This is a genomic window from Caproicibacterium sp. XB2 (assembly GCF_044880635.1).
GTDB lineage: Bacteria > Bacillota > Clostridia > Oscillospirales > Acutalibacteraceae > Caproicibacterium > Caproicibacterium lactatifermentans.
The window spans coordinates 549,298-561,213 of record NZ_CP173227.1 but is presented as its reverse complement, the minus strand read 5'-3'; the positions used below and the strand labels follow the sequence as shown (position 1 = coordinate 561,213).

14 protein-coding genes are annotated in these 11,916 nt (G+C 51.6%); 5 read left to right on the top strand and 9 right to left on the bottom strand.

The window, feature by feature from the left end; genetic code table 11:
• Nucleotides 1-182: 182 nt before the first annotated feature.
• Nucleotides 183-620, top strand: coding sequence for an RrF2 family transcriptional regulator (locus ACIHKT_RS02610; protein WP_086035359.1), 438 nt, complete (start codon nt 183-185; stop codon nt 618-620).
• Nucleotides 617-1,024 carry an RrF2 family transcriptional regulator gene (locus tag ACIHKT_RS02605; protein WP_086035358.1) on the top strand — a complete coding sequence of 136 codons (408 nt, stop codon included), beginning with the start codon at nt 617-619 and terminating at the stop codon, nt 1,022-1,024. The genes ACIHKT_RS02610 and ACIHKT_RS02605 overlap by 4 nt, the downstream gene beginning before the upstream one ends.
• Before the next feature lie 71 nt (nt 1,025-1,095).
• Here ACIHKT_RS02605 and ACIHKT_RS02600 read toward each other — a convergent pair whose 3' ends face one another.
• From ACIHKT_RS02600 to ACIHKT_RS02570, 7 genes are all read right to left on the bottom strand, one after another.
• Nucleotides 1,096-2,280, bottom strand: a complete 1,185-nt coding sequence (locus ACIHKT_RS02600) for an iron-containing alcohol dehydrogenase (RefSeq protein ID WP_086035357.1) — start codon at nt 2,278-2,280, stop codon at nt 1,096-1,098.
• Between the two features lie 45 nt (nt 2,281-2,325).
• On the bottom strand, nt 2,326-3,735 hold the full coding sequence (locus ACIHKT_RS02595; RefSeq protein ID WP_086035356.1) for an aminopeptidase: 1,410 nt from the start codon (nt 3,733-3,735) through the stop codon (nt 2,326-2,328).
• Nucleotides 3,736-3,765: 30 nt separating this feature from the next.
• Nucleotides 3,766-4,434 carry a lytic transglycosylase domain-containing protein gene (locus ACIHKT_RS02590; protein ID WP_157658897.1) on the bottom strand — a complete coding sequence of 223 codons (669 nt, stop codon included), beginning with the start codon at nt 4,432-4,434 and terminating at the stop codon, nt 3,766-3,768.
• Entirely contained in the window at nt 4,431-5,033 is a 603-nt protein-coding gene (gene coaE / locus ACIHKT_RS02585; RefSeq protein WP_086035354.1) for a dephospho-CoA kinase, read from the bottom strand. The genes ACIHKT_RS02590 and coaE overlap by 4 nt, the downstream gene beginning before the upstream one ends.
• A complete protein-coding gene (locus ACIHKT_RS02580) occupies nt 5,026-6,045 on the bottom strand; it encodes an L-threonylcarbamoyladenylate synthase (RefSeq protein WP_086035353.1) in 1,020 nt (339 codons plus the stop codon). The genes coaE and ACIHKT_RS02580 overlap by 8 nt, the downstream gene beginning before the upstream one ends.
• Nucleotides 6,046-6,079: 34 nt before the next feature.
• Nucleotides 6,080-7,168, bottom strand: a complete 1,089-nt coding sequence (gene prfA / locus ACIHKT_RS02575) for a peptide chain release factor 1 (protein WP_174193407.1) — start codon at nt 7,166-7,168, stop codon at nt 6,080-6,082.
• 78 nt (nt 7,169-7,246) lie between these two features.
• Entirely contained in the window at nt 7,247-7,450 is a 204-nt protein-coding gene (locus ACIHKT_RS02570) for a DUF951 domain-containing protein (RefSeq protein ID WP_086035351.1), read from the bottom strand.
• Nucleotides 7,451-7,654: 204 nt separating this feature from the next.
• Here ACIHKT_RS02570 and ACIHKT_RS02565 point away from each other — a divergent pair, with 204 nt between their 5' ends.
• Nucleotides 7,655-8,443: a biotin--[acetyl-CoA-carboxylase] ligase gene (locus ACIHKT_RS02565; protein ID WP_174193408.1), complete on the top strand. Its 789-nt coding sequence runs from the start codon at nt 7,655-7,657 to the stop codon at nt 8,441-8,443.
• Nucleotides 8,444-8,457: 14 nt separating this feature from the next.
• Here the strand turns inward: ACIHKT_RS02565 and ACIHKT_RS02560 are convergent, their stop codons facing one another.
• Both ACIHKT_RS02560 and ACIHKT_RS02555 read right to left on the bottom strand, forming a co-directional pair.
• Nucleotides 8,458-9,285 (bottom strand): mechanosensitive ion channel family protein, encoded by an 828-nt coding sequence (locus tag ACIHKT_RS02560; protein ID WP_174193409.1) that lies wholly within the window; start codon nt 9,283-9,285, stop codon nt 8,458-8,460.
• Between the two features lie 24 nt (nt 9,286-9,309).
• Complete coding sequence (locus ACIHKT_RS02555; RefSeq protein ID WP_404352696.1) at nt 9,310-10,527, bottom strand: class I SAM-dependent rRNA methyltransferase; 1,218 nt, start codon at nt 10,525-10,527, stop codon at nt 9,310-9,312.
• Between the two features lie 276 nt (nt 10,528-10,803).
• On the opposite strand from ACIHKT_RS02555, the gene ACIHKT_RS02550 reads away from it, so the two are divergent.
• Together ACIHKT_RS02550 and ACIHKT_RS02545 are read left to right on the top strand one after the other, a co-directional pair.
• Complete coding sequence (locus tag ACIHKT_RS02550; protein WP_157658896.1) at nt 10,804-11,571, top strand: RICIN domain-containing protein; 768 nt, start codon at nt 10,804-10,806, stop codon at nt 11,569-11,571.
• 95 nt (nt 11,572-11,666) lie between these two features.
• Nucleotides 11,667-11,852, top strand: a complete 186-nt coding sequence (locus tag ACIHKT_RS02545; protein WP_086035346.1) for a hypothetical protein — start codon at nt 11,667-11,669, stop codon at nt 11,850-11,852.
• The last annotated feature ends 64 nt before the right edge of the window (nt 11,853-11,916 follow it).

The following is an 11,916-nucleotide window of genomic DNA, read 5'->3' as shown; positions in this document are numbered from 1 at the left end:
TCCTGTTTATTTTATCCGATATGCGTGAACAGTCCGTGAAAAGCAGCATACAGTTTCATGAAAAAGTACAAAACGCTTGCACCCTGCCAAAGAATAGGATATGATTATATATAAGTAATTTACTGTGTTTTCGTCGGATAGTTTAACCCGGCGAACTATCTTTCAAGAAAGAAGGAACCTGATTGAAACTGTCCACCCGCAGCCGCTACGCCCTGGAAGGAATGCTGTACCTTGCCGCCTTTGGTCAAGGAGGCCCTGTGCCGGTTAAGGAAATTTCAGAGGCAACCGGCATTTCTACAGCCTATCTGGAGCAAATCTTCTTCCTGCTGAAAAAAGCTGGCCTTGTTGTGACTATCCGCGGCAGCCGGGGTGGCTTTCTTCCGGCAAAACCGCTGTCCGACATCACCGCCGGCATGGTCGTACGCGCTATAGACGGTGCCATCTGCCCCGTGCGGTGTGTCGCGGACCCGTCCCTGTGCGCTTCCAACCGGATTGCTGTTTGTGCTACCCGCCCGCTCTGGATTCGCGTGGCAAATGCTATTTCGGACACACTGGACGGCATGACACTGGAAAGTCTGAAAAATGGCTTTCTGGCAGAAAGGGAGGTACAAAAGCCGTGAAAATCTCTACAAAAGGCCGATATGGCCTGCGGGCCATGTTGGAATTGGTCCGTGCAAATGGGAAGCTGGTTTCCCTCTCTGCTATCGCCCAGCAGGAAAGTCTGTCACTGAACTATCTGGAAAGTATTTTTTCACAGATGAAGCACGCGCGGCTGGTTTGCAGTGCAACCGGTGCACAGGGCGGCTACCGGCTGGCACAGCCCGCCGACCAAATCAGCGCTTTTGATGTGCTAAGCTCGCTGGAAGGCGACCTTTCCGTCACGGAGGAAGGACCAAACATGCCGCCTATCCGTCAGTACTTAACCAAAAACGTCTGGGATGTTATCGACCAGAAAGTAGAAGTTATTCTAAAAAGCACTTCCCTAAAAGATTTACTCGACGCACAACAGAAGAAGCAGGACTAAAAACCTCTGCACAGAAAATAATCTGTGCAGAGGTTTTTTAACGAACAGTATAAACGGAATCTATCAAAAAATCAATAATTTGCGTTCTGATAAATCTCATGCGCCGCAGGGATATCCAATTTGCAGAACGTCCCTACCGTGCGTTTTCCGCTGTACATACAGCTGTCTGCCATCTGGTGCAGAACGGCATCCGGCTGAATGCCGACTCCCTGCAGCTCGGAAAAGCAGGTTGGCATTCCCAAAAACCGGAAGAACCGAATCGTCAGTGCAATTCCAGAACGGGACTTTTCCTCGTCGGAGCCATTATGAACGCCCCACACATTTTCCGCATAGCGGGCAAAGCGCTGCGGCGCACTGGGTGATGCGTAGTTGGCCCAAGAATCCCATACAGCGGACAAACTTGCCCCATGGGCAATGTCAAACTTGGCACTCAGTTCATGGCCCAGCTGGTGAACAGAAAAGTCCTTTTCGTTGCCGAGTCCCGTCAGACCGTTGTGTGAAATGCTGCCGCACCACATCAGTTCGCTCATGGCATCATAGTCGTGCGGATGGCAGTGTGCAATCTGCCCGTTGCGGATAATAATCCGCATAACCGCTTCGGCAATCTCATCCGTCAGCTGATTGTTGCAGTCAACGGTAAAGTAGCGGTCCAGCGTGTGCATCAGCATATCTGTAATGCCGCAGGAAAGCTGGAACGGCGGCAGCGTATATGTAAGTTCCGGATTCAGCACGGCAAACCGCGGGCGGTTAAAGTCTGTACTCAGCCCGCGCTTGCGTTTGCTTTCCTCATCCGTCAAAACAGCGGAGTCACTGGTTTCACTGCCGGAGGCCGGAATAGTCAGAACGACACCGACTGGAGCAGCGCCCGTAACCGGCGCTTTTTTACACCAATAATCCCAAATATCCCTGCTGTCGTCCGCAAGACCGATTGCTACAGCCTTAGCAGTATCTATGACACTGCCGCCGCCAACAGCCAAAATAAAGTCAGCACCAAAAGTCTGTGCACGTTTCACAGCTTCCCGTGCAAATGAAAGGCGGGGGTTTGGCTGCACGCCTCCCATCATCTCATAGGGAAGATCTGCTTCACGCAGGTTGTCCTTCATACGTCCAATTAGTCCGCTGTGGACCGCGCTGCCGCCGCCGTAAATCAGGAAAACGCGGCTGCCGCCAAATTTTTTGATTTCCTGCGCTGTTTTCTGCTCTGTACTTTTGCCAAAAACGACTTCCGTCGGGCAGTGAAATTCAAAGCTCTGCATCCTGGCCATCCTCCATTTTTCCGCACAAGTATGATTTCCTGTATCTTACTCTGCATCAAAGAATACTTTCATGGCCTGATAAGTCATATACTCATCCAGCTTGCTGACAACCTCGAAAGGAGAGTGCATGGAAAGCACTGGTACGCCCACATCAATGACATCCACATTCATGTTGGCAATATACATAGCAACCGTTCCGCCGCCGCCGGCATCCACCTTGCCCATTTCGCCAATCTGCCACAGAACCTCATTTTTATCAAACAGGCGGCGAATGTCGGAAACAAATTCCGCACCGGCATCGCTGGTGTCGTACTTGCCGGCCGCACCGGTGTACTTGCACACGCCTACGCCATTGTTCAGGTAAGTGGAGTTGTTTGTGTCGTAAACGTCAGCATAATTGGGGTCGAAGGCTGCTGTAACATCCGCGGAAAGGCAGTGGGACTTTGCCAGCACATGGCGAACCTTTACGCCTTCCGAATCGGCAAGGTCCTCAATAAAGTCACGCAGGAAATGAGACTGCATACCGGTATTGCCCATACTGCCAATCTCTTCACGGTCCGCAAAAACGGTGATGTTGGTCTTCACTGGCTTCTTCACTTTGACAGCGGCCATCAGTTCTGCATAGGCACAGGAGCGGTCGTCCTGACCGTAAGCGCCTACCAGCGCACGGTCAAAGCCGATATCGCACGGGCGATATGCCGGTACAAAGACAATATCCGCCGAAACAAAATCTTCCTCAGTAATGCCGAACTGTTCATTCAGCAGGCGCATGGTATTCAGCTTGAAAACGTCCTTGCCCTCTTCGTCCCGTACCGGGCGACTGCCGATAAGGACATTCAGCTTTTCACCCTCAATCGCCTTGCCCAGTGTCTTGGCTTGCTGTGCCCGTGCCAGATGTGGCAGCAGGTCGCTGATTGTGAACAGCGGGTCACCGGGCTTTTCGCCGACACACACGTCCACCATTGTGCCGTCCTTGCGGCAGATACGGCCGTGCATAGCCAGCGGAATGGTCGTCCACTGGTATTTTTTCAGGCCGCCGTAATAATGTGTTTTCAGCTGGACAAGGTCGTTGTCCTCAAAAAGCGGATGGGGTTTCAGGTCCAGGCGCGGGCAGTCAATATGGGCTGCCTCTATGCGCACACCGTTTTTGCAGCCCTCTGTGCCAATGGTGGCAAGCAGCAAAGACTTGCCGCGGTTGTCCACATACACACGGTCGCCCGGTGCATAAGTTTTATCTGCATCATACGGAACGAAGCCCGCTTCCTGTGCAATTTTGCATGCACTGGCTGCGGCTTCCCGTTCGGTCTTGGAATTCTGAAGGAATTCCTTGTAGCCCTCACAGAAGGTATCCGCTTTCTTGACCTTTGCGTCATTTACGGAGAAATAACCATTTTTGCGGTTGACCAGCAGTTTTTCTGTTAATGCCTTGGTTTCTGTCTCATTCTTTTTAGCCATATTAAATGTCCTCCATTTCCTATTAAAAGCCTATCTGTGGCTGGATGTGCCACCGGAACCATTCGTATAATAGAGCCTTTTATATTGAAAATAATAGTCTGTCACTTTTTGTGTGTATTTGCTGGTTTCCGCAAATGGAATGCTGTCCAGCGTTTTGCCGTTAGAGGACAAGCTTTCATTTTTCAGCCAGCCGCTCACATTTCCCATGCCGGCATTATATGCCGCCAGCGCAGTTGTGCGGTTCGGATATTTTTTCAGCAGAATGGAAAGGTACTTGCAGCCAAAATGAATGTTTATCTGCGGATTGTACAAATCCTCCTGCGTATATATTTTTCCGCCGCTGGAGGCGGTCCCGTCATCTTCCGAAAGCCACGAAAAGGTGTCCGGCATCAGCTGCATCAGGCCTATGGCACCAGTAGAAGATACTGCCTTCGGGTCGAAGTTGCTCTCCTGCTTAATCACCGCATAAATCAGTGCTGACTCCAAATGGTAGTTTGACGCTTCCTTTTCCACGTATTCCGCATAGCCGCGTGGGCAGGAGGAAAGCTCCAGTTTATGCCGGGAACGCTGAATTATGACGGTACACAGACACAAAAGAACCGCTGAAGCGGCAACGACGGCAATAATAATCAGAATGCGGTTTCGCAGACGGGCTGAGCGCTCTCTGCGGGAGCTAACTGGTGTTCTTATCCGATTCATATACATTTACCTAACCAGTCCTGCAGTTTTTGGGCTGCCAGAGCTGGAATCTGTTCTGCCGGTGCAGAACCGTCCAGAATCTCATCTGCATGCTGCTGGAAAAAGTGGTCATCATGCTGAGAAGCCATGCGCCGCTCCGCCTCCGCTTTGGTAATACCATCACGCCCCTGAATCCGCGCAAGCCGCAGCTCCCGCGGTGCCAAAACAGCAGCGGTCATGCTGCACAGGGTGTCCAGCTTGCCTTCAAAAAGCAGCGGTGCATCAATAATGATAGCCGGCAGGTTAAGCTGCTTATAATGCCGCATTAGCCGGTCAATATCGGCGCCGATTGCCGGGTGCGTAACGGCATTCAGCCTTTTTACAGACTGTGCGTCCACAAAAGCGCGCGCGGCCAGTAGGCGGTGATTCAGGACGCCGTCCTTAACCACGTCCGCACCGAATTCTTTCTGCAGCGCCTGCTGTACTTTGGGTTCTTCCGTAACCTGTCCTGCCAGTGCGTCACAGTCAATAACCGCACAGCCAAGCGCACGGAACGCGGCCGTCCAGGTCGATTTTCCTGCACCTGTCGGGCCGGTCAGACCAATGACGCAGTCAGTCAAGGTGAATCACCTCGAACCCTGCCGCACGAATTAAGCGGTTATAAACAGCCAGTCCAACGCCCTTTGGCGCCGGACAGCGGGCATAAACTGTGGTGGCACCGCGCTCATCGAAACTGCGCAGGGCATCAAACAGTTCATGTGCCTTTGCACTGTCATTGGTACGGCTGCCATAACAGATAGCCGGTACTTTCAGCGACGCGTCATCACCGTCATAGCACAAAGCCATAACGCCAGGCGCCGCATGTGCATTGACATACCGAATATACTGTTCATCATTTCCGTCCAGGATAATGACATCTGCCTTCGGTGAATAATGTTTGTACTTCATTCCCGGAGAAGCCGCACGTACACCGGGTTTCAGCGGATGCAGAACAGCATCGTCCATATCCACCGTTCCCAAAACGCTTCTCAGCTGCTCCAGCGTGATGCCGCCCGGACGCAGCAAACGCGGCGGATTTGTTGCCAGTGTAATGACTGTGCTCTCCACACCGACACCACAGGAACCGCCGTCCAGTACCGCGTCAATTTTGCCGCCGAGGTCGTGCAGAACGTGCTGTGCAGTTGTTGGGCTAGGCCGGCCGGAAGTGTTGGCCGAGGGTGCCGCCAATGGCAGACCGCTTTCCCGAATCAGCCGCTGGGCAGCCGGGTGGGATGGGAACCGGATGGCGACTGTCGGCATTCCGGCACTGACAGTATCCGGAATACAGTCGGCTTTCGGTAAAACCATGGTCATAGGGCCCGGCCAAAATACCTCCGCCAGTTTTTTGGCGGCGGGGGGCACTTCTTTTACCAAATCATAAATCTGTTCAAACTTTGCGATATGGACAATCAGCGGATTATCCGCCGGACGTCCTTTCGCTGCGAAAATCTTTGTGACAGCTGTGCTGTCCAGCGCATTCGCCGCCAAGCCGTAGACTGTTTCCGTAGGCATGCCGACCAACCCGCCGGCCCGCAGAATTTCCGCGGCACGGGCAAAGCCCTTATCATCTGCCTGTAAGGATTCTGTCTGCAAGCAAATTCCTTCTTTCCTGATAAAATCATAATTGTTATATAGAGCCCGATTCCTGCTCCATTGTTATTTTCATCTGCTGTGCACGGTCCGCCGCAATCAGCGGGTCAATAATCTGGTCCAGTGCACCATTCAACACGTCCTCCAGCCGGTAAAGCGTCAAACCAATACGATGGTCCGTCACCCTACCCTGTGGATAATTATAGGTGCGGATGCGCTCGCTGCGGTCACCGGTGCCCACCTGGCTGCGGCGCTCTGATGCAATCGCGTCATCGTGCTTCTGCTGTTTTATATGCAGCAGACGGCTGCGCAGGACACGCATGGCTTTGTCCTTGTTTTTATACTGGCTGCGTTCGTCCTGACACTCTACGACCATGCCTGTCGGCAGATGCGTTATACGAATAGCAGAACTGGTTTTATTGATGTGCTGACCGCCGGCTCCGCTGGAACGGAACGTGTCAATCTGCAGGTCTTTGGGGTCTATTTTCAGTTCCACTTCGTCCGCTTCCGGCAGCACGGCAACGGTGGCAGTGGAGGTGTGAATTCGGCCCTGCGCCTCGGTTTCCGGCACACGCTGTACACGGTGCACCCCGCTTTCATACTTCAGGCGGGACCATGCGCCCTGCCCGGTTACCATAGAGCTGATCTCCTTGTAGCCGCCCAGTTCTGTTTCGTTTAGGTTTAGCGTTTCCGTTTTCCAGCCGCGGTTTTGCGCATACATGGTATACATACGGTACAGGACGGCCGAAAAAAGCGCCGCCTCTTCCCCGCCGGCACCGCCGCGAATCTCAACAATGACATTTTTCTCATCATTGGGGTCCTTAGGCAGCAGCAGAATTTTAATTTCTTCCGTCAGCCGGTCAAGGTCCTGTTCGGCTTCTTTCAACTGCTGGAAGGCAAGACCGTGCAGGTCCCGGCTGGCGCTGTCCGTCAGGATTTCCTGTGCTTCCTGCTTCGCCTTTTGTGCCCGCAGAAAGCGGCGATAATGCGTCACCAGCGGTTCCAGCTCGCTGTACTCTTTCATCAGCTGTGCATACAGGTTTTGGTCCGCTGCCACAGTTGGGTCGCACAGACGCACATTCAGTTCTTCCAGCCGCTTTGTAAAAACGGCAAGGTTTTCAAACATACACGAAGTCTCTCCTTTGAGCAAGATGCTGGTCAACGGAAAAAACAGCCCCTGCCGCGTGAAAAATGAAAAGTCGTTTCAGCTGTGGGGTTGTTTCTCTACAGAAGCATGTGTGATTTTTCGTATGTTTTTCTCACATTTCCGCCGCGGCAGCATAACTTCATGCCCGCAGCCGGTACAGCGAATTTTGAAGTCCATGCCGACACGCAGCACCAGAAAAGTGCTGCAGCCACACGGATGCGGCTTTTTCATCAGCAGGAGGTCACCAGGACGAACATCCATAGCTGCCGCTTCCTTTCAAAATACATATATTGTTAGTATATCATTCGTATCTATTAGAAACAACAGGTTTTTTCAATTTTTCTGAATTTTAGGGCGCAGATGTCTTGCTCTTTGTCTCTCTTTTGTCTAATATGAGATACAGAAACGTAAAGTTTTCACAATGCGTACCGCACGCACAAAAATGCAGAAAGGAACCTAAAAAATATGAGTACAGATATTTCTTTGACACCGCAGGCTGTCCGTCAGGGCCTATGTACACATACACTCGGGCAAACGGTCCGCTGCCTGCAAACCACGGTTTCAACCAATGAGGACGTAAAAGAAGCAGCTCGGTCCGGTGCTCCGGACGGCATGGTTGTCACGGCAGAACACCAGACCGGCGGAAAGGGACGACTCGGCCGCAGCTGGGACAGCCCCCAAAACGGCGGCCTGTACTTTACCATTTTGCTGCGCGGGGCACATCTGCCGCAGGCGGTCACTATGGTCCCCCTGTTGAGCGGATTCGCCGTATGCACCGCTTTGCGGAAGTCATTTTCCGCCGACGCCCGCATCAAATGGCCAAATGATGTTGTCATCGGCAGCCGCAAAGTCTGCGGTATTTTATGTGAGGGCGGCACGGATGCTTCCGGCAGCTCATGGGCCATTTCCGGTATCGGCGTGAATGTAAACAATCCGGCGTTTCCGCCGGAACTGCAAAAGCGTGCTACTTCCCTGTTGCTTGAAACCGGCCAACAGTACACACGCTGTGCAGTGCTGCAGCGAATCCTGGAAAAAATGGAGCCTTTGCTGGAAAGCGGCTCTCTGCCGGAAAGCTATGCCCCGCTCTGCGTTTCTCTGGGTCGGCAGGTCTCTTATTTCCGGGGAAAGCAAAAATACACTGGCACTGCCTGCAGCATTACACCGGCAGGAGAGCTGCTGGTACGTTTGCCGGACGGTCAAACAGAAACGGTCAATTCCGGTGAAGTCACGGTACAGGGCATTTACGGCGAATAAACAAATACCTCGGTTCAGCCCGCCTGTTTGGGGGAATCTTCTGCAGGAAGATGCACATCTACCTGCGGGAATGGAATGTGATAGCCGTGCTCATCAAACGCAAGCTTCACTTTTTCCTGCACCGCATAGTACACATCCCAGTAGTCCTCCGTTTTACACCAGAAATGTGCGGTCAGCAGCAACGCGCTTTTCTCGTGTTTGTTGACCGCCACCAGCGGTGCTGGAACTTTCAGCACGCGGCTGTCTTCCTCTGCGATTTGCAGGAGCAGTGCTTTGGCTCCCGCCAAGTCATCGCTGTAGCTGATGCCGAAATCAAAGTCCACCCGCCGCTTGTCCATCGCCGTATAATTTGTAACGACACTGTCACACAGCCGGGCATTGGGAAACACAATTTCTTTATTGTCAAAAGTACGCAGCGTTGTAAACATCAGCTCCATACGCTCCACGGTACCCTCCACGCCCTCTGCCGCAATGTAGTCACCGGCATGGAACGGCTTTGTAAAAAGCATTTGTACGCCGCAGGCAATATTCGCCATATTATTCTTCATGGCAAGGCTGACGCCAAGTCCCAACGCACTGAATGCCCCAATAATGGCACCGGTGTTTAGGCCCAGGGAGGACAGCGCCATAATAATAACGATAATCCGCACGGTTACTTTCACCGTTGAGGAAAGGAAGGAAACAACCGCACTATCCCGCTGCGCACGCTGAAGCATCTTCACGCAGATATGCCGTACTACCCCGCTGAGCCACCAGCCGATTCCAAAAACGAGCGCTGCTTCCAACAGACGCGGCAGAAAAGAAAGCATATTCGTACCAATCAGATGAAACAGATTTGTCATGGTAAAATTCCTCCCGCCATCACCTTATACGACCTGGAATAAATAGAATTTCAGGTAGTCTGTTTCGGGCACATTCCACAGTACCGGATGGTCCGGTGCCTGCTGGCGTGCTTCAATCTGCCGGAGGGCAACACCGGCGTCTGCCGCAGCATCGTGCAGCATTCGGCGGAAAAGGGAGTCCGTCATAAAGTGGGAACAGGAGCAGGTGGCAAGATAGCCGCCGCGTGGAAGCAGCCGCATGGCCCGCAGGTTGATTTCCTTATATCCACGGGAAGCGGAACGGACTGTTTTTCTGCTCTTCGTAAAGGCCGGCGGGTCTAAAATAATAAAGTCATACTTCTTTGGCTGCAAAGACGGCAGCAGGTCAAACACATTGGCCTGCTCGCAGTCAATGATCGTTTCCATTCCATTGCGGCAAATGTTTTCTTTTGTCATGGCAACAGCGTCCGCGCTGATATCCACAGCATGAACATGGGCAGCACCGCCCTTGGCAGCATTCAGGGCAAAGGAACCGGTATGCGTAAAGCAGTCCAGTACTGTTCTGCCTTTTGCCAGCTGCGCAACAGCCCGCCGGTTATACTTTTGGTCGAGGAAAAAGCCGGTCTTCTGTCCATTTTCAAAATCGACCAAATAGCGAATGCCATTCTCTGTAATCTCCGTGACCGTACTTTCCGGCATCGGAACGCCTGGCAACTGATAAAAGCCTTTTCCCTGCTGCATTCCTTCCAGCTCCCGGATTGCCACATCGTTTCGCTCATAAATGCCATCTATTCTTTGTCCGTCCTGTGTCAGCACTTCATACAGTGCCTGAAACAGCATGGGTTTCAAGCGCTCAATTCCCAGCGAAAGCGTCTGCGTCACCAAGATATTGTGAAAGCGGTCCACCGTCAGTCCCGGAAACCGGTCCGCTTCCCCGAAAATGATACGACAGCAGTCGGCGTCCGGCCCCATAACCGTTTTCCGGTAATCCCACGCATACTGAATACGCCGTTTAAAAAATGCTGCGTCAAAGGTGTCGTTTGCATTGCGCGAAATCAGCCGTACCCGAATTTTGCTGTGGCTGTTATAAAAGCCTGTTCCCATGTATCTGTCCTTTGTGGAAAGGACATCTGTCAGGGTCCCATCCTGCGGTGCCTGCCCAATTGGTGTGACCTCTGTATCATAAATCCACGGGTGCCCACCGACAATAGAATCCTCTGCTTTTTTTGTCACGGTTACCTGTGGAAAATCTCTATTTTTCATGGTATATCTCCTTTTTCTATACGGCGGCATAAAAACCAGCTGCCGTGGCCTGTCCATCCTGCAAAAATACCGCCCTGTTATGATAACGGATAACGCCGGAAATTGCAACAAAAAGCATAGCTTTCTTTTCCGGTATTGCCATTAAATCGCTGTTTTTCCGGCAGAATGTTGACTTCAATACCACAAATGTTATAATAAATAAAAGGACCGCTGCAAGTAAAAAACAGGATGGAATATTCGCATAATTTACCTATGAGGAAAAGGAGCGTTTGTTTGATGGCAGCAAAAAAAACCGCAACCGAAAAGTTCTCTTCTAAAAATAGTTTTTATCAGATTCTTTCCCGCCAGTGCGGCAACGCAGTCAGCGTAGAAGGCCGCAATGAGGGCAACGGCACGCTGCTTACCATGGACGTCCCTGACCAGAAAGCAAAAGAACAAGAGTGGAAGATTGTTCCTGCTGCGGGTGGCTTCTGCCGCATTCAAAATGTTGCTACTGGCTGTTGCCTGGATTTAATCGAGGGCGGTACAGAAAACGGCACATGGCTGCACCAGTGGGAAACATGTGACACAGACACACAGCTGTGGAAACTGGAACCCGCTTCCGACGGGTTTTATAAAATCATCTCTAAAGCAGCTGGACGGTGCGTAGATATTGTAGATATTTCCAGTGAAGCGGGTGCCCACCTGCAGATTTGGGAACAGGTCAGCGGCGAAAATCAGGAATGGAAATTGTCGGAAATTCCTATGGCCAGTGAAACAAAAAAAGCAAGAAAGCACCGCGGCACTTCCCGCAAAGCGACAAAAGCCAAAAAGCCCGCAGCAAAACCGGCAGAAACAACCACTGTAAAAACAGAAAAGCCTGCTGTTGCGGCAACTTCACTTTCCTCTATCAAATCTTTCATTGAGGAAACGCCTGCCGTTGCACGGACTGCTTTCCCCGTTGTAAAAGAAGGGCCAAAAACAATGATTAAACCGGAGGAACCGAAAAAGGCGCAGGCCACAGCTCCCCATGCGGAAAAAGAAAACAAAAAAAACAATAAATAAAAAATGCAGCAATCTTTTTGCCGCAGACAAAACCGTCTGCGGCATTTTTATATTTTCATTCATTTGCGGGAATACTTTCTGCGGGGGTGATAAATATGGAAAATCAAAATAAAACGTACCGCGATATGTTTACGCTCATGCGGGAGGAACCGCAGGCAAAAGCCTACTTTGAAAATCTTCCCCACACGGTGCGGGAACAGATGAGTACACGCGCTTTTCGGGTGAATTCGTTCGATAGTATGCAGAGTTACGCAGAAAATTTGACACGCGGAGACCACTAAATCAAAAAAATGACCACTACACCGGAATTTCCGGCGGCAGTGGTCATTTTTTCTTCATGCACAA

Bases quoted from the DNA above. Each gene is read 5' to 3' on its own strand.
- ACIHKT_RS02555 (WP_404352696.1), bottom strand. From the start codon at position 10,527: ATGAAAAATAGAGATTTTCCACAGGTAACCGTGACAAAAAAAGCAGAG.
- ACIHKT_RS02595 (WP_086035356.1), bottom strand. From the start codon at position 3,735: ATGGCTAAAAAGAATGAGACAGAAACCAAGGCATTAACAGAAAAACTG.
- prfA (WP_174193407.1), bottom strand. From the start codon at position 7,168: ATGTTTGAAAACCTTGCCGTTTTTACAAAGCGGCTGGAAGAACTGAAT.
- ACIHKT_RS02545 (WP_086035346.1), top strand. From the start codon at position 11,667: ATGGAAAATCAAAATAAAACGTACCGCGATATGTTTACGCTCATGCGG.
- ACIHKT_RS02590 (WP_157658897.1), bottom strand. From the start codon at position 4,434: ATGAATCGGATAAGAACACCAGTTAGCTCCCGCAGAGAGCGCTCAGCC.
- ACIHKT_RS02600 (WP_086035357.1), bottom strand. From the start codon at position 2,280: ATGCAGAGCTTTGAATTTCACTGCCCGACGGAAGTCGTTTTTGGCAAA.
- ACIHKT_RS02560 (WP_174193409.1), bottom strand. From the start codon at position 9,285: ATGACAAATCTGTTTCATCTGATTGGTACGAATATGCTTTCTTTTCTG.
- ACIHKT_RS02565 (WP_174193408.1), top strand. From the start codon at position 7,655: ATGAGTACAGATATTTCTTTGACACCGCAGGCTGTCCGTCAGGGCCTA.
- ACIHKT_RS02570 (WP_086035351.1), bottom strand. From the start codon at position 7,450: ATGGATGTTCGTCCTGGTGACCTCCTGCTGATGAAAAAGCCGCATCCG.
- ACIHKT_RS02550 (WP_157658896.1), top strand. From the start codon at position 10,804: ATGGCAGCAAAAAAAACCGCAACCGAAAAGTTCTCTTCTAAAAATAGT.